The organism is Klebsiella sp. 18074 (assembly GCF_902705905.1).
In the GTDB taxonomy this organism is placed as follows: domain Bacteria; phylum Pseudomonadota; class Gammaproteobacteria; order Enterobacterales; family Enterobacteriaceae; genus Klebsiella; species Klebsiella terrigena.
Genome location: NZ_CACSIS010000005.1, coordinates 59,872 through 79,218 on the forward strand (window position 1 = coordinate 59,872; position 19,347 = coordinate 79,218).

The 19,347-nt window shown below is 56.1% G+C and carries 21 protein-coding genes; 8 read left to right on the plus strand and 13 right to left on the minus strand.

Features of this window, described 5'->3' with window-relative positions:
- Positions 1-94 precede the first annotated feature (94 nt).
- The 3 genes from tomB (at position 95) to maa (ending at position 1,428) form a co-directional block, all read left to right on the plus strand.
- Positions 95-469 (plus strand): Hha toxicity modulator TomB, encoded by a 375-nt coding sequence (gene tomB / locus GVK32_RS06740; RefSeq protein WP_041144356.1) that lies wholly within the window; start codon positions 95-97, stop codon positions 467-469.
- Between the two features lie 26 nt (positions 470-495).
- Positions 496-714 carry an HHA domain-containing protein gene (locus GVK32_RS06745; RefSeq protein WP_041144355.1) on the plus strand — a complete coding sequence of 73 codons (219 nt, stop codon included), beginning with the start codon at positions 496-498 and terminating at the stop codon, positions 712-714.
- Between the two features lie 147 nt (positions 715-861).
- Positions 862-1,428 (plus strand): maltose O-acetyltransferase, encoded by a 567-nt coding sequence (maa, locus tag GVK32_RS06750; protein WP_159866513.1) that lies wholly within the window; start codon positions 862-864, stop codon positions 1,426-1,428.
- On the opposite strand, the gene GVK32_RS29495 is transcribed toward maa, so the two are convergent.
- Positions 1,400-1,537 (minus strand): hypothetical protein, encoded by a 138-nt coding sequence (locus GVK32_RS29495; protein ID WP_370461147.1) that lies wholly within the window; start codon positions 1,535-1,537, stop codon positions 1,400-1,402. The genes maa and GVK32_RS29495 overlap by 29 nt on opposite strands.
- On the opposite strand from GVK32_RS29495, the gene GVK32_RS06755 reads away from it, so the two are divergent.
- Positions 1,527-1,994 carry a YlaC family protein gene (locus GVK32_RS06755; protein ID WP_159866516.1) on the plus strand — a complete coding sequence of 156 codons (468 nt, stop codon included), beginning with the start codon at positions 1,527-1,529 and terminating at the stop codon, positions 1,992-1,994. The genes GVK32_RS29495 and GVK32_RS06755 overlap by 11 nt on opposite strands.
- Here GVK32_RS06755 and GVK32_RS06760 read toward each other — a convergent pair.
- Positions 1,966-3,423, minus strand: coding sequence for a PLP-dependent aminotransferase family protein (locus GVK32_RS06760; RefSeq protein WP_159866519.1), 1,458 nt, complete (start codon positions 3,421-3,423; stop codon positions 1,966-1,968). The genes GVK32_RS06755 and GVK32_RS06760 overlap by 29 nt on opposite strands.
- A 101-nt stretch (positions 3,424-3,524) precedes the next feature.
- Here GVK32_RS06760 and GVK32_RS06765 point away from each other — a divergent pair, with 101 nt between their 5' ends.
- On the plus strand, positions 3,525-4,235 hold the full coding sequence (locus GVK32_RS06765; RefSeq protein WP_159866522.1) for a GNAT family N-acetyltransferase: 711 nt from the start codon (positions 3,525-3,527) through the stop codon (positions 4,233-4,235).
- Here the strand turns inward: GVK32_RS06765 and ykgO are convergent.
- From ykgO to GVK32_RS06780, 3 genes are all read right to left on the minus strand, one after another.
- Complete coding sequence (gene ykgO / locus GVK32_RS06770) at positions 4,232-4,372, minus strand: type B 50S ribosomal protein L36 (RefSeq protein ID WP_003859006.1); 141 nt, start codon at positions 4,370-4,372, stop codon at positions 4,232-4,234. The two genes, GVK32_RS06765 and ykgO, sit on opposite strands and share 4 nt — an antisense overlap.
- Before the next feature lie 2 nt (positions 4,373-4,374).
- Positions 4,375-4,635, minus strand: coding sequence for a type B 50S ribosomal protein L31 (locus tag GVK32_RS06775; RefSeq protein ID WP_159866525.1), 261 nt, complete (start codon positions 4,633-4,635; stop codon positions 4,375-4,377).
- A 118-nt stretch (positions 4,636-4,753) separates the two neighbouring features.
- Positions 4,754-5,827, minus strand: coding sequence for a LacI family DNA-binding transcriptional regulator (locus tag GVK32_RS06780; protein WP_076944692.1), 1,074 nt, complete (start codon positions 5,825-5,827; stop codon positions 4,754-4,756).
- Between the two features lie 269 nt (positions 5,828-6,096).
- Here GVK32_RS06780 and GVK32_RS06785 point away from each other — a divergent pair, with 269 nt between their 5' ends.
- A complete protein-coding gene (locus GVK32_RS06785; RefSeq protein WP_159866528.1) occupies positions 6,097-7,368 on the plus strand; it encodes a maltoporin in 1,272 nt (423 codons plus the stop codon).
- Positions 7,369-7,586: 218 nt separating this feature from the next.
- Here the strand turns inward: GVK32_RS06785 and GVK32_RS06790 are convergent, their stop codons facing one another.
- The 6 genes from GVK32_RS06790 to GVK32_RS06815 all read right to left on the minus strand — a co-directional run bounded on the left by GVK32_RS06790 (position 7,587) and on the right by GVK32_RS06815 (position 14,904).
- The gene (locus GVK32_RS06790) at positions 7,587-7,901 is read right to left on the minus strand and encodes a glucose PTS transporter subunit EIIB (protein ID WP_159866531.1); all 315 of its coding nucleotides are present in this window, start codon (positions 7,899-7,901) and stop codon (positions 7,587-7,589) included.
- Between the two features lie 67 nt (positions 7,902-7,968).
- Positions 7,969-10,026 carry a beta-galactosidase gene (locus tag GVK32_RS06795; RefSeq protein ID WP_159866534.1) on the minus strand — a complete coding sequence of 686 codons (2,058 nt, stop codon included), beginning with the start codon at positions 10,024-10,026 and terminating at the stop codon, positions 7,969-7,971.
- A gap of 131 nt (positions 10,027-10,157) precedes the next feature.
- On the minus strand, positions 10,158-11,360 hold the full coding sequence (locus GVK32_RS06800) for an arabinogalactan endo-beta-1,4-galactanase (protein WP_159866538.1): 1,203 nt from the start codon (positions 11,358-11,360) through the stop codon (positions 10,158-10,160).
- Positions 11,361-11,364: 4 nt separating this feature from the next.
- Positions 11,365-12,216, minus strand: coding sequence for a sugar ABC transporter permease (locus tag GVK32_RS06805; RefSeq protein WP_041144345.1), 852 nt, complete (start codon positions 12,214-12,216; stop codon positions 11,365-11,367).
- Positions 12,217-12,226: 10 nt separating this feature from the next.
- Positions 12,227-13,534: a carbohydrate ABC transporter permease gene (locus GVK32_RS06810; RefSeq protein ID WP_159866541.1), complete on the minus strand. Its 1,308-nt coding sequence runs from the start codon at positions 13,532-13,534 to the stop codon at positions 12,227-12,229.
- Positions 13,535-13,671: 137 nt separating this feature from the next.
- The gene (locus tag GVK32_RS06815; RefSeq protein WP_041144343.1) at positions 13,672-14,904 is read right to left on the minus strand and encodes an extracellular solute-binding protein; all 1,233 of its coding nucleotides are present in this window, start codon (positions 14,902-14,904) and stop codon (positions 13,672-13,674) included.
- Positions 14,905-15,258: 354 nt separating this feature from the next.
- Between GVK32_RS06815 and GVK32_RS06820 the strand changes: the two genes are divergently transcribed.
- Both GVK32_RS06820 and GVK32_RS06825 read left to right on the plus strand, forming a co-directional pair.
- Positions 15,259-16,368, plus strand: coding sequence for an ABC transporter ATP-binding protein (locus GVK32_RS06820; protein ID WP_159866544.1), 1,110 nt, complete (start codon positions 15,259-15,261; stop codon positions 16,366-16,368).
- Between the two features lie 263 nt (positions 16,369-16,631).
- Complete coding sequence (locus GVK32_RS06825; protein ID WP_159866547.1) at positions 16,632-18,191, plus strand: EAL domain-containing protein; 1,560 nt, start codon at positions 16,632-16,634, stop codon at positions 18,189-18,191.
- A gap of 71 nt (positions 18,192-18,262) precedes the next feature.
- On the opposite strand, the gene GVK32_RS06830 is transcribed toward GVK32_RS06825, so the two are convergent.
- Together GVK32_RS06830 and GVK32_RS06835 are read right to left on the minus strand one after the other, a co-directional pair.
- Positions 18,263-18,616 (minus strand): DUF1428 domain-containing protein, encoded by a 354-nt coding sequence (locus GVK32_RS06830; protein ID WP_041147535.1) that lies wholly within the window; start codon positions 18,614-18,616, stop codon positions 18,263-18,265.
- Positions 18,617-18,708: 92 nt separating this feature from the next.
- Positions 18,709-19,323, minus strand: coding sequence for a YitT family protein (locus GVK32_RS06835; protein WP_132511323.1), 615 nt, complete (start codon positions 19,321-19,323; stop codon positions 18,709-18,711).
- Between the last annotated feature and the right edge of the window lie 24 nt (positions 19,324-19,347).

Sequence of the window (19,347 nt, forward strand, 5' to 3'; positions counted from 1 at the left end):
GGATTACAATGTATGTGCCAGGTCTGTTAGTCGTGTTCATCCCACAACGGTGCTTGTTAGTCGTCGTTTAAAACCACTCAAAAGGGGATGTGTTATGGACGAATACTCGCCAAAAAGACATGATATCGCACAGCTTCGATTTCTCTGCGAAACCCTGTATCATGATTGCCTTGCAAACCTGGAAGAGAGCAACCACGGGTGGGTTAATGACCCGACGTCGGCAGTGAATCTTCAGCTTAATGAATTGATCGATCACATTGCTACCTTCGCGCTTAATTATAAAATTAAGTACGCTGAGGATAATAAACTGATTGCTCAGCTCGATGAATACCTTGATGACACTTTCATGTTGTTTAGCAGCTACGGCATTAACAGCGTAGACCTGCAGAAATGGCGTAAATCGGGAAATCGGCTATTCCGTTGTTTTGTTAACGCCAGCCGGGAAAATCCGGCAAGTCTTTCTTGTTAGTATTATTACAATCTAAAGGTGAATTTATGTCTGGTGAACCATTAACCAAAACAGACTATTTGATGCGCTTACGCCGTTGTCAGACAATTGATACGCTGGAACGCGTAATTGAAAAAAATAAATATGAACTTCCGGACAACGAACTGGCTGTATTTTACTCAGCGGCGGATCACCGTCTTGCCGAATTGACCATGAATAAGCTGTACGACAAAATCCCGACGTCGGTGTGGAAATTCATTCGCTAATTCATTTCAGGTAACGACCAGGCGGTAATCAGCCCCCTCCCCTCACTTCGGGTATATTTGTGATATTATTCGCATAAATAGCCAAACGGCGTATCTGAAACCGGTTTCTTTTTATACTGTGGCTCACCCGCTATTTGAGGAAAGCCCATGAGTGAAGAGAAGCTTAAGATGATCGCCGGAGAGCTGTATCAACCCGGAGACGCGGCGCTACGCGCGGATCGCCTGCATGCCAGGCAGGAGCTGCATCGCTACAACCATTCGGCACCGGAAGAACGTGAACTACGCAAAAACTGTCTGACAGCGTTATTTGGTCAGGCGGGCGATGCCTATATTGAGCCCACCTTCCGCTGTGACTATGGTTACAATATTTATCTCGGCAGTAATTTCTACGCTAATTTCGACTGCGTCATGCTCGACGTCTGCCCGATACGGATCGGCGATAACTGCATGTTGGCACCCGGCGTACATATCTATACCGCCACCCATCCTCTTGATGCGGTCGAGCGCAACGGCGGCAGAGAGTACGGCAAACCGGTCATCATCGGGAATAACGTCTGGATTGGCGGCCGCGCCGTGATTAACCCTGGCGTGACGATTGGCGATAACGCCGTCATCGCCTCCGGGGCCGTGGTCGTCAAAGACGTTCCGCCGAATGCGGTCGTTGGCGGCAATCCCGCGCAAATCATCAGGATGCTGGAAGCTGAAAAAGAGTAACTGTTATGCTTTTCCGCAACTGATCTGTTACTTTTCCATCTGATTCCCGCAACATAAAATAGCCTTCAGGCTGGGCCTTAGTAGAATTCGGGGACAAAATGACAGAAATACAGCAACTGCTGACCAATACCATTGATGAGCTCAATGTGAAAGAGAAGCGCGACAACCGTCCGCGCTTCAGCATCAGTTTTATTCGCAATCATCCGTGGCTGTTCGTCGCGATGTACGCCGCCTTTACTGCGACCTTCGTCGTCATGTTCACCTCAGAGACGCTGGTGGATTCCGTGTGGCTGCTGGTGGTGCTGTTTGTCCTGCTGAACGGCTTCTTTTTCTTTGACGTCTATCCGCGCTATCGCTATGAAGATATCGACGTCCTGGACTTTCGCGTCTGCTACAACGGCGAATGGTACAACACCCGCTTCGTCCCGCCTCAGCTGATCGAGCGGATCCTGCAATCGCCGCGCGTAGCGGGCGAACAGAAAACGCAGCTGCAAAAAATGATTGATACCAAAGGCGAGCTGTCGTTCTACGATGTCTTCAGCCTGACCCGCGTCGGTACTGCCTGATAAGACGATTTAACGTCCGCAGCGCCGGAGAAAAATGCGAAGCGGACGTATTGCCATATCCCAGCACCAGCCCGCTTCGCGCGCGCCGTGCGTCCAGATAGAAGCGGCTTAATGCCGCAGGGGCCTGCTGAAACTGGCGGGCCTGCTCAACCACCGCCACATCATCAATCCCCTCAACGGCGACCGTCAGGTGCAGCCCGCCCTCACCGCCGAGAATGTCACAAGGCTGGGTCAGCTCGCGGGCCAGGGCGTCGCGTAGCTGTAGCTGACGCTTACGGTACAAACGGCGCATGGCGGCCAGATGACGGGCATAGTGCCCCTCTTCGATGAAGAGCGCCAGCGCCCGCTGTTCAGCCCGATGGCCGCCCCGCAGCAGCGCGCTAACCGCCCCCTGAGCCGCGGCGGCCAGCGCCGGTGGCATGACCACAAAACCAATCCGCAGCGCCGGGAACAGCGTTTTGCTGAACGTACCGAGATAGACCACCGGCGCGTCTTTTACCATTCCCAGCATCGCCGGGATCGGCTCACCGCTGTAGCGAAACTCGCTATCGTAGTCATCTTCCACGATCCAGGCATTATGCTGGCGCGCATACTCCAGCAGCGCCAGACGTCGCCCGGCGCTCATCACCGCTCCGCATGGATACTGGTGCGAAGGAGAAGTGAAAATGAGCCTCGGCGTTTCGCCCTCGTCCACCTCCGGACGCATGCCTTCGCTGTCGACCGCCAGCCCCTTCACCCGCAGTCCGGCCTTCAGAAATACGCTTTTGGCGCCTAAATAGCCCGGCTCCTCTACCCAGGCGGTATCGCCGGCGACGCTCAGCAGGTGGGTACACAGATTGACCCCCTCAAGCGCGCCTTCGGTAATAACAATCTGCCGGGCATCGCAGCGAATACCGCGCGACAGCGCCAGGTGGCGCACGATAGCCTCCCGCAGCGCCAGCTCCCCCGCCGCATCGCCGTAGCCCAGCAGCGTGCTGCCCTCTTCGCGCAGGACGCGATCGAGCAGACGTCGCCAGATGGAGAGAGGAAAGTAGTTAATCGCCGGCGTACCGGGAGTAAAGGCCAGCGCAGGAGAATCGCGCCGGGCCCCCGCCGGGAGCGCCAGCAGCCGCTCCGGCAGCGCAATCGCCGGTAGCGTAACCTTGCTCTCCTGCGCAGAGCTCAGCGCCGCTACGTGCGTCCCCTGCCGGCTGCGCAGTAAATACCCTTCCATCGCCAGCTGCTCCAGCGCCGCATTAACCGTATTACGCGACAGATTGAGCCGCGTGGCGATGGCGCGTGAGCCCGGCAGACGGCTGCCTCCTGCCAGAGTCCCCTGCAAAATAGCGCCACGCAGCGCGTGGTACAGCGTCCGCTGCAGCGTCTCATCGCCCCTGTCGCGCAGGGCATGTTCCAGTAAAGTGAAAAAGGCATCGTCAGGGATATTCATTCCGGCTCCTCGTGGCACCATCAAAATATAATTCAGTGGCACTTTTTATGGAACCAGTAAGGCCTTAGTCTCAGCGCATACATCCATATAAGGAAAGCAAAATGAGTCAGCATAACCACTTCGGCCAACCCGTTGGCGATGCCCTGCCCGACTGGCAGCCGCGTCCCGCTCCGCAGCGACAAACCCTGCAAGGACGCCTCTGTTATCTGGAGCCGCTGGCCGGGAAGCACGCTGAGGCGCTCTTCGCCGCCCATCAGCTGGCCCCGGATACGCGCAGCTGGACCTGGCTGCTGCGTGAGCCCGATAGCAGCGTCGAAGAGTTTAGCGCATGGGTAGCCGGCGTAGCCGAACTTAGAGACCCGCTTCATTTTGCGGTGATCGATCGCCAGACCCGGCTGCCCGTCGGCTCACTGGCACTGATGAGAATTGATGCAAATAATGGCGTTGTCGAGGTGGGGAACGTGCATTTTTCGCCGCTGCTTAGCCGAACGGCAATGGCTACCGAAGCGCACTGGCTGCTGATGCGCTACGCGTTTGATACCCTCGGCTATCGCCGCTACGAATGGAAATGCAACAGTCTGAACGAGCCTTCGCGCCGGGCGGCGCTGCGGCTAGGTTTTCACTATGAGGGGCGCTTTCGTCAGGCGCTGGTGATAAAGGGCCACAACCGGGATACCGACTGGTTTTCGATAATCGATGCCGAGTGGCCGCAGATTGATAGCGCTATGCAGAGATGGCTGGCCAGCGACAATTTCAGCGCCGATGGCCAGCAGATCCGTACCCTGGAGAGCCTTCGCCCTCAGGCAGGCTAGCGCCTTTTTTTCCGCCCCTGCACGGCCTTAAAGCGGGGGTTACTTTTGCAGATGACGTACAGACGCCCTTTGCGTTTGACTATCTGGCAGTCCGGATGGCGCTGTTTGGCGCTGCGTAACGAATTAAGCACCTGCATGGTTAGCTCCTTTTCGCGTCAATAAAGCCGCCGAAACGCTGACGGAAACGGGCGGTGCTCCCTTCACTGGAGAAGGTTTTCTGCTTACCGGTATAGTACGGGTGCGATTTGGAGGAGACGTCAATCGGCACGTACGGATAGGTCACCCCTTCCAGATCGATCTCACGCTCGGTTTTTATCGTCGAACCCACTTTAAAATATTCATTAGCGCTGGTGTCGTGAAACACAACGGTGCGGTAATGCGGATGAATATTCGCTTTCATGATGACCTCATTCGATACGTTATAACATAACAATAAGGTTACGCCGGTAAACAACAAAGATCAACCATGAACAGCAAAGGGATTTAGGCGGCGGGCTGAGACGCCCGTCCGCTGGCTATCAGGGATTCAACTGATGGGCAAGCGCGCGCAGCTGCTCGGCAATGGCCTGCAGGTTCTTCCCCTGCTCCATTTTGGGCCCAGTGGAGTGACGTACCACCAGCCGCGCCGGAAGGATGGAGGAGGTGTTCAGCTTTTCGCTATCGCCGCTGTCCAGAATGCGGCGCACGGCCTCTTTCCCCTGTAAATCGAGATCCAGTGAAACGGTGGTTAGCGCCGGATAGAAGAAGGAGCTTTCATAGGTATCGTCATAGCCAATGACCGACTTCTCACCGGGGATCGGCACCTGATGCTGATGGAAAGCGCTCAATACCCCCAGCGCCATCTGGTCATTGCCGACCAGCACCGCGCTAAATTTCGGCGTCTCGCGCAGCATCTGTAAAGCTCCGGCGTAGCCGCTTTGCGCATCCCAGTTGCCGCGGATCACCGTTACCGGCTGCAGGCCATAGCCCTCCAGCGTTTCAAGCCAGCTTTTTAGCCTCAGCCTGGCCGATACGGAGCTTTCCGGGCCGGCCAGCAGCGCAATTTCGCGGTGGCCCATCTCATAGAGATATTTCACGCTCGCACGGGTACCATCGGCCGGGTTAAACGAAACGTTAAACACTGAGCTGTAGGGATCAACGTCTAAAAACAAACATACGATGTCGTCATTGTCAGCGGCGATTTTCTGCGCTTGTTCGGTATCCAGAGGGACGTTAATAATCACCTTGTCTACCAGCTGAGACTTCAGCTCATTGATCGAATCCTGAATGCTTTGGTTGACGCTCTCATCAATCATTGAGATCAGCACCTGATACCCTTCAACGTTAGCGTAGCGTTTCACCGCCGCCGCCACCTGCGAAGGCGCGTGCAGCGCGAGCGAAATGGTCACCAGACCCACGGTCCGGCTTTGCTTACCCACCAGCTGCTGAGCCAGGCGATTTGGCACGTAACGCAGCAGCTCAATAGATTTCTCCACCTTGTGACGCGTGGCTTCGGATACATTGGCAGATTTATTCAGTACCCTGGACACCGTCTGATAAGAGACCCCCGCATGGCGAGCGACATCTTCTAAGGTTGCACTTTTAGACTTCATGGTCCGGTTCCTTATGTTGTTATCCCTGGATTGTAACAGGGGCTATTTGAAAAAACGCTCCCCGCGACGTTCCCCGGCGAAAAACTGTCAATAAAAGTATTACGCTCACAATACATCAAACTGTGAATAGACTCACTGACCGTAACAAAATACGCGGTTTTATTTGCAGTTAGTCACACTATCGCGATCGTTCATTTGCCTGAATTTACGTTTAGGCATTTTATGACACCGTTAATGTGAACGTAATACAAAACAATAAGAGGATAGACATGAACACTACGCTGCGCACTCTTTCTGCTGCGTTAACCGCCGCGCTGATTTCACCCTCCGTAATCGCGGCCACCGCTACGGTTCCGGGTATCGATTTTCATGGTTATATGCGCGCCGGGGTTGGGGTCTCCGGTGATGGAAGTCTCGCCGAATGGCAAAAGAATAAGATTGGCCGCCTGGGCAACGAATCCGATACCTACGGCGAGCTGGAGCTCGGCTCGGAAGTCTATAAAAAGGACGACGTCAGCTTCTACCTTGATAGCATGGTCAGCATGGTGTCAGACGGTTCCAACGATAACGAAACCACGCTTAACGACGATGCGCAGTTTGGCCTGCGCCAGCTCAACCTGCAGATTAAAGGCCTGGTCCCGGGCGACCCGAACGCGGTGATATGGGGTGGTAAACGCTATTACCAGCGCCACGACCTGCACATCATTGATACCAAATACTGGAACATTTCCGGCTCCGGTGCCGGGCTCGAAAACTACACCCTGGGCCCGGGCGCGATTTCATTCGCCTGGATCCGCGGCGACGCTAACGACGTCGACTACCGCGTCGATGGCGACAGCAACGTCAATATTAACTACCTCGATCTGCGCTACGCCGGCTGGAAGCCGTGGTCCGGCTCGTGGACCGAATTCGGTATCGACTATGCCATGCCGAACACCACCAAAAAGCAGGACAGCTACGGCGGACTCTACGATGCTGAAAACGGCGTCATGCTGACCGGTGAAATAAGCCAGGATATGCTGGGCGGTTATAACAAGCTGGTGCTGCAGTACGCCAATAAAGGGCTGGCGCAAAACATGGTCTCCCAGGGCGGCGGCTGGTACGACATGTGGAACTACGTCAACGACGCCAGCGGCTATCGTGTCATCAATACCGGCCTGATCCCGATTACCGAGAAGTTCTCCATTAACCACGTACTGACCTGGGGTTCCGCCGACGACATCACCGACTACACCAATAAAACGCGGATGCTTTCTCTCGTCGCCCGCGGACAGTATCAGTTTACTGAGTACGTACGACTGATCGGCGAGGTGGGCGGGTTCTACCAGAAAGATAGCTACAAGAACAATACCGACTACAAGCAGGCGGGTGAGAAGTACACCATTGCGCTAGGCCTCGCCGACGGTCCTGACTTTATGTCGCGCCCGGAGCTGCGTATTTTTGCCTCCTATCTGAATGATTCAGAACACGGCAAGCCGTTTGAAGATCAGACTGCCAGCAACACGTGGAACTTTGGTGTCCAGGTCGAAGCCTGGTGGTAATAAATATCGCGTAATATCGTTTTATCTCCAGCAGTAAGGTTGTTAATTACCCTCCGGTAATGAGTATTGCCATTGCTATTTTAATATCCTGAATAATTCGGGTCGCGGGACGGCGGCAGGCATGAAAGCGTTTTTTAACAACAGCAGCTGCCCACCTACGGCGTGAAATATGCGGCGTATATCAGGGATAACTCACCGTTGAGTTATCCCTTTTTTATTTAACAACGGGCGGTAAAGTGGCCGTCTAATAATTGACGCAGGGCATCCGACTGCTTACCAAAAATAGCATGCACCTGCTGCCCAAGAATAATAACACCCAACGCCCCCTGCTGCTGTAAAGCCTGAGAGTCAACGACCGCCAGATTATTTACCGTGACCCGCAGGCGGGTAATACAGGCGTCAACGTTAACAATATTCTCCTCACCGCCAAAGGCGGAAATGAGGGACTGAACCTGCTGCTTTTCCACATCGCTTAGCGGAACCGTCGGGCGGGGCTGGGAGAAATAGTGCAGGAAGGATTTTAAACTCACCATAATACGCTCCAGATGATAACAGATAAAAAAAAGCCTGCTCGCGAGAGCAGGCATGGACAGAGAGGAATTACGCTTTGCGACTGAGGATGCGGCAATCCCAGGCGCTCAGGCTCAGAGGCGCATCAACTGCGGCGCCGGAGAGGCAGTCGCGATAGCCCTGCGGGAGCGTCACGCTATGCTGCTGGGCGCTGTAGTTTTGCAGGAACACAAAGGTCGTTTCGCCGTCGGTACGCGCCGTTGCCACGACGCCCGGCGGGAAATCAGCATCGACGGCCCGCGGCAGCGCCAGCTCTTTGCTTATCGAGGAGAAGAAATCGCGCTGGAAGGCCAGATCGTTGCGCGACGCCACGTGCCAGGCCTTGCCTTTGCCAAAGCGGTTAACGGTCACCGCCGGCCGCCCGGCGTAGAAATCATCCTGATAGGTCGCCAGCGGCTGCGCGCCCTCAGCATGGATCAGCTCACAGAGGTGGCGCACCTGATAAGGGCCCTGCAGGCCGCTCTCATTGCCCGCCAGCCCCTGAACCAGATTACGTTCGCCGTCATTCAGGCAGTCAATCTCCTCCGCCCAAATACCCAGCAGGTTGCGCAGCGGGCCCGGGAAGCCGCCGAGGTGGCAAAGATCGCTCTCGTTTACAATCCCGGTCCAGTAGGTGGTCACCAGATGACCGCCGCCGGCAACGAACGCTTCACCGCGCTCGGCAAAGCCGTCGCGAACCATATAGAGCATCGGCGCAATCACCAGCCGATAGGGGCTTAAATCGACATCAGCATCGATGATATCCACCGCAATGCCCTGCTCCCAGAACGGGCGGTAGTGCTCGTTAACGGTATTTTCATACTCCATACCCATATTGCGCGGCCCCTGGGCATCGTCCAACGCCCAGCGGTTTTGCTGATCGAAAACGATCGCCACTTTGGCATCGGTGCTACAGCCCACCACCTCCGGCAACTGACTCAGCATCTCACCCAGCCGGGTCACTTCCCGGCCGACGCGGGTATCAAGGTGCCCGACGTGATCGATAATGGCGCCGTGGAATTTCTCCACCGAACCCCGACTCTTGCGCCACTGGAAGTACTGCACCGAATCCGCGCCGTGGGCCACCGCCTGCATGGAGGAGAGAATGTGCATGCCCGGCTTTTTCAGCTTGCTGGTCGGCTGCCAGTTGGTTGCGCTCGGCGTCGACTCCATCAGCACAAACGGCTTACCGCCCTTCAGGCTACGCATCATGTCGTGATACATCGCGGTGTAGCAGGCCAGCGTCGTCTCATCCTTGTCGCGATGCCACATCGGGTAGCTATCCCAGGAGATGAAATCGAGGTTTTTTGCCAGCTGCCAGTAGTCGTAATCGTAGAAATATTCCATAAAGTTTGTGGTCACCGGCAGGTCGGCATTTGCCGCTTTCAGCGGGGCAACTTCATGGCGACAAAAATCGCTAACCTGCGCGGTGTTAAAGCGATGCCAGTCGAGGTTGAGGCCGTGGATGGAGACCTCCCCCTGCGGGGACGGAGATTCAATCTGCGACCAGTCGCTATAGGTGTGGCTCCAGAATGTGCTCCACCAGGCGTGGTTGAGATTATCCAGCGTCTCATAGCGCGCCTTCAGCCAGTCGCGGAAGCGCTCCTGGCAGATATTGCAGTGGCACTCGCCGCCGTATTCGTTGGAGATATGCCAGCCCAGCACCGCCGGATGCCGTGAATAGCGCTCCGCCAGCAGGCTGTTTATTTTGAAGATCTTTTCCCGGTATACCGGCGAGCTCATGCAGTGGTTGTGCCGCCCGCCGTGCAGCGCCGGCACGCGGTCGCGCCCCACGCGCAGCACCTGCGGATAGGCCTGCGACATCCAGGCCGGCCGCGCCCCGCTCGGGGTGGCAAGAAATACGTGAATGCCGGCGGCATAGAGTTTATCCAGAATGCTATCCAGCCAGCCAAACTCAAATACGCCTTCCCGAGGTTCAAGTTTGGCCCAGCTGAAAATACCCACCGACATCACGTTGCAGTTTGCCTGCTGCATCATGGCAATATCCTGGTCGATAATATCGGGATAGTTTTCCCACTGCTCCGGGTTGTAGTCCGCACCATGCAATAGCGCATTAACCTTCGGACTCAAAGGCGCAAATTTTTTCATAATAAACATCCTGAAGTTTAACATTCATATATTCCCTGAATAATTTGAGCATCGGCCGACGGGCAATTAAGCCCATATTGGGGTAGCCAAATGCCGCCGGCGCCTGCGAAGCTCAATACGTCTCGGGGATATTAATTAAAGACTTTCATCGACGGTAATGCTTTTCCCTGGCAATCAAACAGCGCCTGGTTTTCGCGGGCATTTCCCTGCTTCCACTCATCATGGATATATTTCATTCCCGCCGGCGTGGCCCAGGTATTTCCCGGTACGGCAATCCACGTGGGCTCCCAATAAAATATGCCCTTTCCGCGATGGTCGGGAACATCGGCAACAGCCTGCATTAAATCGTGAACGTAATTATATTGTCCCTGCACCGTTGCCGGATAGCCGCCATCTTTTTCCTCTTTGGCCTGGAAACTATTTTCGGCATTGTCGCAATTCTCCAGGGTATAGGCGTAAGCGGCCTCCACCACGATAACGTCTTTGTTATAGCGCCTGCTGATATCGTCCATATTGGCCTTCAGCGCGCTAATCGGGCCATTCCAGTAGGTGTACATCGACAGGCCAATAATGTCGTACGGCACGTTGCGCTTGCTGATTTCGTCAAACCACCAGCGGAAGGTATCGTTTTTGGTGCCTTCAGCCAGATGGAGCATGATTTTGACCTGCTCGCCGCCCTTCAGATTCTCCTTCAGACCATCGATGGCGGCGTTCAGCAGGCCAGCCAGTCGGTCAAACTCGCCGCCGCCCTGCCCCCAGCTTTTGCCTTCCGGCCACAGCATACCGCCGTTAATTTCATTGCCAATCTGCACCATATCCGGCAGCACGCCCTCCTGCTTAAAGCGGGCGATGGTATCGCGGGTATAGTCGTGGATAGCGGTTTTCAGCTGCGGATAATCCATCTTTTCCCAGGCTTTCGGCTTGAACTGCTTGCCCGGGTCGGTCCAGAAATCGCTGTAGTGGAAGTCGAGCAGCAGCTTCATGCCCTGCGCTTTTGCCCGCTTTGCCAGCGCCAGCGTGGCCGCCAGATCGTTATCGCCGCCGCCGTAGGCCTGGCCCTGCGCATCTTTCGGGTCAACCCACAGGCGCAGGCGCACGTAGTTAACACCGTCGGCCTTGAGGATCGCGATGGGGTCCTGCAGCTGGTTGCTGTGATTATAAAACTTTGCCCCGTGCTTTTCGGCATCCAGCAGAGTGGAAATATCCGCGCCTTTGATAAAGTCGGCGGGCATATTGTTAAAAGCGCGCGTTTGCAGCGTATCGGCAGCATGCAAACTGGCGGAAAAACTGCATGCCAGACAAACAGCAAGCAGCGCGGGCGTTAATCTTTTCATGGGGTTATCCTTTTGTACTGCCAGAGGTCAGGCCGGAAACAAAGTATTTTTGTAATGCCAGATAGAGAATCGCTACCGGTACCGCAATCAGCACCGCACCCGCCGCATAGGTGGTGTAGCTGGCGCCCATTTTCTGCGCCACCAGGTTATACAGGCCGATCGGCAGCGTGTATTTGTCCGGCGTGCGCAGGATAGTGCTCGATAAAATGAAGTCCCCCAGCGGACCGGTGAACGAAAACAGCGCGACCACCGCCAGAATCGGCTTCGACAACGGCATGATAATTTCGAAAAAGATCCGCAGGCTGCTGGCGCCGTCCATGCGCGCCGACTCGTCCAGATCTTTGGGGATCGCGTCGAGGTAGCCCTTCATCAGCCAGGTGTTCATCGGGATCATGCCGCCAACGTAGATCAGCACCAGCGCCAGATGGCTGTTGATCAGGCCCAGCAGCTGCGAGAGGACAAAGATAGCAATCAGCGCCGAAAACTGGGGGATCATCTGCAGCAGCAGAAACAGCATCAGCCCGTTCTGCCGCCCTTTAAACCGAAAGCGGGAGAAGGCGTAGGCGGTGAAGCTGACGCTGATGAGGGTCAGCGCCATGGTCATGAAGCTGATCTTCATCGAGTTCCAGTACCAGGTCAGATAGTTCACGTTACCGTTGAACAGATCGGCGTAGTGCTGGAAGGAGAGATTCTCCGGAATAATCGAGGTGCTGAGCAGGCTGTTGCCGGCGTTCAGCGACGCCCCAACCGTCCAGACCAGCGGATAGATGATGATCGCCGACACCGCGGCGATAACCAGCCAGGTGAGCGACAGGCGAATCCACTTTTCGCGTTTAATACTGGGTGATTTAGCCATGTTGCTTCCCTTACGCCATCTCGTCATTTTTAAAGGATTTAGTGGCGCGGAACTGCCACAGCGCCAGGCCGACGACAAAAATCGACAGCAGGATGGTAATGGTCGCCGCAATGGCATATTGCGAAGACGACATCGTCAGCTTGTAGATCCACGACACCAGAATATCCGTCCCGCCAGCGTTCGACCCTGCCACCGCAGGCCCGCCGTTGTTGAACAGGTAAATGATGTTGAAGTTGTTAAAATTGAAGGTGTACTGGGTGATGATGATCGGCGCAATCGAGTACAGCACCAGCGGCAGCGTAATCGTCCGCAGACGGGTCCAGGCGCTGGCGCCATCCATCGTTGCCGCCTCATACAGATCGTCGGGGATCGCCTGCAGCACGCCGGTGGTCATGGCGAATACGAACGGGAAGCCCAGCCAGGTCTGCATCATAATCAGCGCGGTTTTCGTCCAGAACGGGTCGGTCAGCCACGCCTTCGGGCTGATGCCAAAGAAGGAGAGGATCGCGTTGTTAATCACCCCGAACGAGTCGTTAAACATTCCCGCAAACACCAGAATGGTGACGAAACCCGGTACCGCCCACGGCAGGATGAAAATGGTGCGGATCATCGGCTTGAAGCGCAGATCTTTCTGGTTGACGAGGATCGCCAGCAGTACGCCAACGGTACACTGCAGGGTGGTCGCCAGCAGGGTCCAGACCACCGTCCACTGCAGAACGTCAAAGAACGTCGAGCGCCAGATAGAGAGGGTAAAGATATTAATAAAGTTCTTTAATCCCACCCAGTCCACCAGCTTCGCCGGCGGCGTGTGGTAGAGGTTGTAGTTGGTAAACGCAATCGCGAAACCGAACAAAATCGGGAAGATCACGACAAACACCAGCAGAATAAAGCCGGGGGAAATCATCAGATACGGGAAGCCGTCTTTGAGCAGCATCTGGTACTGTTTGCGAACGCTGTTGAGCGCCACGCCCTCATCGCGCTTTTTGCCGTTGACCCAAGCGTCGCGCAGCGAGAGAGAGTAAACCAGCACGCCGAAAGCGACGATCAGCACGCTGATTATCCCCTCCGCCAGCAGGAAAATAGAGTTGTCTCGCGGCACCTCTTCACCGAGGGTGTACAGTCCCCACAGCCCCTGATGCAGGAAGTCGTAAAAAACGCTCATAAAACTGCTCAGCAGCACGAGGAAAACCAGCCCCTTCAGCCACTGACGATGATAAAACTGGCCAAAACCCGGCACCACAGCCAGCAGCAGGCCGCACCACGCATGGCGTCCCGCGCCGCGCGCTGCGGCAATATTTTCGCTGGGATTGATAATCACACACGACTCCTTCTGAAAACGGGAGGTTCCCCGCCCGTTCTGTTACAGCGATACCCTGGATCGTTCGCGCTGCGTTACAGCGCGAATCAACGTCGCCAACCTACGCGTCGCCTGCAGAGTGGCGAACATTGCAACTACTACTGGTTGCTGGCCTGCATCGCTTCAATTTGCATTTTGATCTGTTTTTCTGCGTTATCGAGCGCCGCCTGCGGCGCCTGCTTGCCGGTCAGACTCAGCTCCAGCGCGGCGTTAGCCGGCCCCCAAACCTCGCCCATCTCCGGGATCCCCGGCATCGCCGTCGCGCGTGCCGACTGCACCGCCACCGCGCTGGCCTTCTCATCATTTTTGATTAACGGGTCGTCAATCATCGCCTTCAGTGCCGGGATTTCACCGGTGGCGACGTAGCGGGCCTTCGCGTACTGCGGCTGATTGATAAACTCAATAAACTGCTGCGCCAGCGCTTTGTCTTTGCTCCAGGTCGACACCACGTAACCTTTCACGCCGAGGAAAGAGCTCATCGGCTTACCGTCCGGCAGCGTCGGCAGCGGTACGACACCGTAGTTGATCCCCGCCGCTTCGTACGGCTGGAAGGCCCACGGGCCGTTGATCACTGCCGCCGCTTTTTTCTCGGTAAACAGCGAGTCGATCGCGTTCAGGCCGTTATCGCCGAGGATCCCCGCCGGGAAGACGTTATCGCTGTAGAATTTTTTCAGGAAGGTTACCGCCTCGACGGCGCCCGGTTTATTCAAACCGACGTCCTGCGGGTTAAAGCCGCCGTTGGCGTTTTTGCCAAAGATATAGCCGCCCATCGGGCCAATCGCCCCCCAGCTGTAATAAATCTGGTCAAACTTCGCCAGCAGACCGTATTTGTTCTGCGCGCGCTGCGCCTTCGAGAAGTCATACCACGCCTGCAGGCTATCCAGCGGCTTGTCGATCAGGTCTTTGTTATAGATCAGCACCAGGGTTTCTACGGCTTTCGGCACGCCGTAGAGCACATTATCGAGGCGGAAAGCGCCGATCGATGCCGGCGTAAACGCCTCTTGTTTCGCCTGCTCTAGCTTCAGCGGCGACAGCAGCCCCTGAACCACCGCTCCGCCCAGCTGGTCGTTGGGGATAACCAGTACGTCAGGGCCAATACCCGCCGGGCCATCGAGACGCAGCTTTTCCAGCTGCTGCGCGTAGGGCATTTCCTGCACGCTGACCTTCACGTCGTACTGTTTTTCAAAATCGCTCACCGCGGCTTTAATGCCGTCGGATTTTTTGATGTCTTCCCAGACGTTAAGCTGGCCGGCGGCCTGCGCCTGCAGGCTAACCAGCTGTCCGGCAGCCAGCGTCGTGAGGATAAGTGCGGCAAGAGTGTTCTTTTTCATTATCAACCTCATGTGAAGGTATAACAATTTATTGGTTTTTATTAAGCCATTCGACGTTTGTCGATGTTTACATCAGGCACTTTACGGTGATTTATAACGCTAAAATCCGATTTCCGTTATTTGTTATACGCTACGCTTTGAAGGCGAATAAAACCATATGAAGCTACCAGTTGTGTGATCGTGATTGCAGAAATGAAACATCGGTGTAGGGCGCAAAAATACTGGAAGTTATAGTCATAGCATGATTTCAGTGCTGTTGATCATCGGTCAGACGAGTTGTTACACGTAATACAAAAACCCGCTGCAACCCTAGTCCCAACGGCAAATAACGACTACTAACCCCGGGGAACGTTGATGTCCAATATACGACTGAGGAATGTCACCAAACGGTTTGGCAGTACCGTGACGCTGCATCAGGTTAATCTTGATATCGAAGATGGTGAATTTGCGGTTTTCGTTGGGCCTTCCGGCTGCGGAAAATCAACCCTGCTGCGGATGATTGCCGGTCTTGAAGAGGTCAGCGATGGTGAGGTGCTGATTGGCGATGAGGTGATGAATGACGTTGTTCCCGCCCACCGCGGCGTGGCGATGGTATTCCAGTCCTATGCGCTCTATCCGCATATGACAGTCGCAGAAAACATGGGCTACGGCCTGAAGGTCAATAAAGTGCCGAAGGACGAGATCCGGCGCCAGGTTGAAATGGTGGCGAAAACCCTACAGCTCTCGCATCTGCTGGACCGCAAGCCCAAACAGCTCTCCGGCGGCCAGCGCCAGCGCGTGGCGATCGGCCGCGCCATCGTGCGCAACCCGCGGGTGTTCATGTTCGACGAGCCGCTCTCTAACCTCGACGCCGAGCTGCGCGTCGAGATGCGTCTGCATATCGCCAAACTGCACCATGAGCTCAAAACCACCATGGTGTATGTCACCCACGATCAGGTTGAGGCCATGACCCTTGCCGATAAGATCGTGGTGATGAACTACGGCAAGGTTGAGCAGATGGGCTCGCCGATGTCGCTGTACTACAACCCGATCAATAAATTCGTTGCCGGGTTTATCGGCTCGCCGAAGATGAACTTCCTGCCCGCAACGGTCACCGCATGGCAGCCAGGCCAGCTCAGCGTGAAGATGGCGCAGGATCATCACCTGACGCTGAATGTCACCACCGCCCCGGTACGGCCTGGCGATAGCGTCACGCTTGGGATCCGCCCTGAGCATCTGTCGACCGACGTGCGCAGCGGGACGGTCGTCGGCTTCCAGTGCGAAGTCGTTGAACGGCTGGGGAACAACACCTATCTGTTCGGCCAGTGCTACGGTCACGATAATGTCAAAATCCTGCTCCCCGGCGACGTGCACTTCCGGCCGTGGCAGAAAATCGATGTCGCCTTCGACGATAGCTTCTGCATGGTCTTTGATGAAAATAACCTGCGCATCAGCGCCGATATTGCCGCTCCGGACGCCCACTAGTCCTTCATGATGCGCAACATCTCGCTGTCACGTTCGGCGATTAAGCTGTTACCGGATGCCGAACGCTAGCGCGAAAGGCATTCCAGCCCTCGTTTTCTCCGCGCGCTCAACGCCTTGAACGCGGCGGATCGTCCATCTTAGCCCGAACCGGCGGTACTGCCGGTTCGGGCATTTTTTACATCCAATAATAATTCGCCTGCGCCGCAACCTTTTTACGCTATCGGGTATACTCAGCGAACCCCCTCTGACATAAGGATATTCTCATGACAACCCGACACCTGGTGAGTCTGGTTACGGGGGTGCTGATTCTCGCCATTATTTTGCCCACCGGGCTGAGTATCTGGCTGGCGACGAGTCAGGCAAAAACGCAGTTTTATAGCGAACTGGATAACTACTCCGAACGCGTTTTAAGGCGGGTGCAGCAGGTTGCCGATCAGGCGAAAGAGGCGCTGCAGGAAGCGGAGGCTATTCCCTACGCCTCGTGTAGCCCGCAGCATTTACAGGCGATGCGGCGCATTGCCTATACCCATCGCTACGTGCAGGAAGTGCTGTGGCTGCATGATTCAGTCCCGCAGTGCTCTTCGCTTGAAGACCGCAGCGCGCCCGTCAAATTTCCCGAGCCCGATAGCATCACCTCCGACGGCTACCGCGCCTGGCTGACAACCCTCAACGATCTCGGCATGCAGCGCCGGATGACGGCCCTGGGTAGCGATAACCATATGGTGATGATAGATCCCGCATCGTTTATCGACGTCGTCCAGCTGAGCCCGGATGAGATCCACACCGTTCTGTTTGGTACCAAACGCGAACGGGCGATCGTCAGTAGCGAAAAGATCGATCCGCTTATCTGGGAGAAAATAAAAAATCAAAGTGCCAAAACGCTGACCCTCGACAATACCATTTTCCGCATTCACCGCATCCCGGAGCTGGGCCTCGGGATTGCGACCTGGTCTTCGACCCTGCCGCTGCAGGAGCGATGGCGGCATCAGCTGCTGCTGTGGGTGCCCATCGGCCTGTTTACCAGCCTGCTGGCCTCATTTTTAATTCTGCGGCTGCTGCGTCGGCTGCGCTCGCCGCGCTATGGGATGCTGGATGCCCTGAACTCCAACGCCATCGAGGTTTACTATCAGCCGATTGTTTCGCTGCAGAGTGGCAAAATCGCGGGGGCGGAAGCGCTGGCGCGCTGGAAGCAGCCCGACGGCAGCTTTCTGTCGCCGGATATTTTTATCCCGCTCGCCGAGCAAACCGGGCTGATTACTCGCTTGACCGAAGATATCGTCCGAACCATTTTTGCCGACCTCGGCCCCTGGCTACAGCGGCGGCCGGAGGTCCATATTTCCATTAATCTGTCAGTAGATGATTTGCGCTCGCCAAAGCTGCCGATGCTTCTGCGGGAACAGCTTCAGCACTGGAATATCGCCGCGCAGCAGATCATTCTGGAGATTACCGAGCGCGGCTTCGTTGACCCGCAAACCACGCTGCCGGTGATCGCCAGCTACCGTCAGGCGGGGCACCGCATCTCCATCGATGATTTCGGCACCGGCTACTCCAGCCTGAGCTACCTGCAGCGGCTGGATGTCGATACCCTGAAAATCGATAAATCGTTTGTTGATACGCTGGAGTATAAGCCGCTGACGCCGCACATCATCGAGATGGCAAAAGCGCTCGACCTGGCGACGGTTGCGGAAGGCGTGGAAACCGAACGCCAGCGCGACTGGCTGCGCGATCACGGCGTCATCTACGCCCAGGGCTGGCTGTACAGCAAAGCGCTGCCAAAAGAGCAATTTATCCTGTGGGCGGAAAATAATCTTAAGGGGTCGTGAACGCCGCCGGCTGTCGATGGCTATCACCATCCCCGGAACCGGCGGGCCGGCGGGGATGGCGCTGCGGCAGATTATTCATCGAGAAGCGGCGCAAAGCCGCCAAAGATCATACGCTGGCCATCAAAGGGCATCCCCTCTCCCAGCGCCTTCATCCGCGGGTCCGTCATCAGTTTTGCGTTGGCGTTATCCCTCGCCTCTTTCGACGGGTATTCGATCCAGCTGAATACCACCTCTTCATCGTCCTCGGCTTTTACCGCCATCCGAAAGTCGGTGTACTTGCCTTGCGGCACGTCGTCCGCCCAGCACTCCACAACGCGCAGCGCGCCAAACTCTCTGAACAGTGACGCGGCCTTCGCTGCCATCTCGCGGTATGCCTCCTTATTTTCCGCGGGCACGGCAACGACAAAACCATCAACGTACTTCATGAGCATTATCTCCGAAGTGAACAGCGCAGCCGGCGAACCCGGCGGCATCTGCAGCGTTAAGTTTAGTTGTCATCGCCGAAGACAGCATAAAATCAGGATGCGGCTTCGCGGCCGGCGGCAACGGGCTGCGCAGCGACGGGCTGGCGGAACCAGGGCAAACAGAGCTGAATAAGCGGCCCGATGGTCAGCGCATACAGCACGGTGCCGACGCCAAAGGTGCCGCCGGCCATCCAGCCAATCAGCAGTACCGATACCTCGATGGCGGTGCGGATCCCGCGCAGCGACCAGCCGGTACGGGCATGGAGTCCGGTCATCAGACCGTCGCGCGGCCCGGGGCCAAATCCGGCGCCAATGTACATACCGGTTGCCAGGGCGTTGAGGACCACCGCGCCGACCAGCAGCAGGCTGCGCGCCACCACCGATTCAAGCGGTGGCAAAACGGCCAGGGTCGCATTTGCCGCCAGGCCCAGCACGATCACATTGCTGATGGTGCCCAGCCCGGGCATCTGGCGCAGGGGGATCCACAGCAGCAGGACCGCCGCGCCGGTCAGGATCATGACCGTGCCAAAATCCAGACCAAACTGTTTACCCATACCGAGATGAAAAACATCCCACGGGTCGGCTCCGAGATTGGCGTGCACAAAGAGCGCGGTCGACACGCCGTACAGAACAAGGCCGATATAGAGCTGCAGTAGACGACGTAACATTTTTTACCTCTGGACGATTGCGGA

What these genes read in the sequence shown, in the direction of transcription:
- GVK32_RS06785 (WP_159866528.1), top strand. Translation starts at nt 6,097, where the DNA reads ATGAACACTACGCTGCGCACTCTTTCTGCTGCGTTAACCGCCGCGCTG.
- GVK32_RS06805 (WP_041144345.1), bottom strand. Translation starts at nt 12,216, where the DNA reads ATGGCTAAATCACCCAGTATTAAACGCGAAAAGTGGATTCGCCTGTCG.
- GVK32_RS06800 (WP_159866538.1), bottom strand. Translation starts at nt 11,360, where the DNA reads ATGAAAAGATTAACGCCCGCGCTGCTTGCTGTTTGTCTGGCATGCAGT.
- GVK32_RS06795 (WP_159866534.1), bottom strand. Translation starts at nt 10,026, where the DNA reads ATGAAAAAATTTGCGCCTTTGAGTCCGAAGGTTAATGCGCTATTGCAT.
- GVK32_RS06830 (WP_041147535.1), bottom strand. Translation starts at nt 18,616, where the DNA reads ATGAAGTACGTTGATGGTTTTGTCGTTGCCGTGCCCGCGGAAAATAAG.
- GVK32_RS06745 (WP_041144355.1), top strand. Translation starts at nt 496, where the DNA reads ATGTCTGGTGAACCATTAACCAAAACAGACTATTTGATGCGCTTACGC.
- GVK32_RS06760 (WP_159866519.1), bottom strand. Translation starts at nt 3,423, where the DNA reads ATGAATATCCCTGACGATGCCTTTTTCACTTTACTGGAACATGCCCTG.
- GVK32_RS06775 (WP_159866525.1), bottom strand. Translation starts at nt 4,635, where the DNA reads ATGAAAGCGAATATTCATCCGCATTACCGCACCGTTGTGTTTCACGAC.
- GVK32_RS06825 (WP_159866547.1), top strand. Translation starts at nt 16,632, where the DNA reads ATGACAACCCGACACCTGGTGAGTCTGGTTACGGGGGTGCTGATTCTC.
- GVK32_RS06815 (WP_041144343.1), bottom strand. Translation starts at nt 14,904, where the DNA reads ATGAAAAAGAACACTCTTGCCGCACTTATCCTCACGACGCTGGCTGCC.
- GVK32_RS06765 (WP_159866522.1), top strand. Translation starts at nt 3,525, where the DNA reads ATGAGTCAGCATAACCACTTCGGCCAACCCGTTGGCGATGCCCTGCCC.
- GVK32_RS06755 (WP_159866516.1), top strand. Translation starts at nt 1,527, where the DNA reads ATGACAGAAATACAGCAACTGCTGACCAATACCATTGATGAGCTCAAT.
- GVK32_RS06820 (WP_159866544.1), top strand. Translation starts at nt 15,259, where the DNA reads ATGTCCAATATACGACTGAGGAATGTCACCAAACGGTTTGGCAGTACC.
- GVK32_RS06780 (WP_076944692.1), bottom strand. Translation starts at nt 5,827, where the DNA reads ATGAAGTCTAAAAGTGCAACCTTAGAAGATGTCGCTCGCCATGCGGGG.
- GVK32_RS06790 (WP_159866531.1), bottom strand. Translation starts at nt 7,901, where the DNA reads ATGGTGAGTTTAAAATCCTTCCTGCACTATTTCTCCCAGCCCCGCCCG.
- GVK32_RS06835 (WP_132511323.1), bottom strand. Translation starts at nt 19,323, where the DNA reads ATGTTACGTCGTCTACTGCAGCTCTATATCGGCCTTGTTCTGTACGGC.
- maa (WP_159866513.1), top strand. Translation starts at nt 862, where the DNA reads ATGAGTGAAGAGAAGCTTAAGATGATCGCCGGAGAGCTGTATCAACCC.
- ykgO (WP_003859006.1), bottom strand. Translation starts at nt 4,372, where the DNA reads ATGCAGGTGCTTAATTCGTTACGCAGCGCCAAACAGCGCCATCCGGAC.
- tomB (WP_041144356.1), top strand. Translation starts at nt 95, where the DNA reads ATGGACGAATACTCGCCAAAAAGACATGATATCGCACAGCTTCGATTT.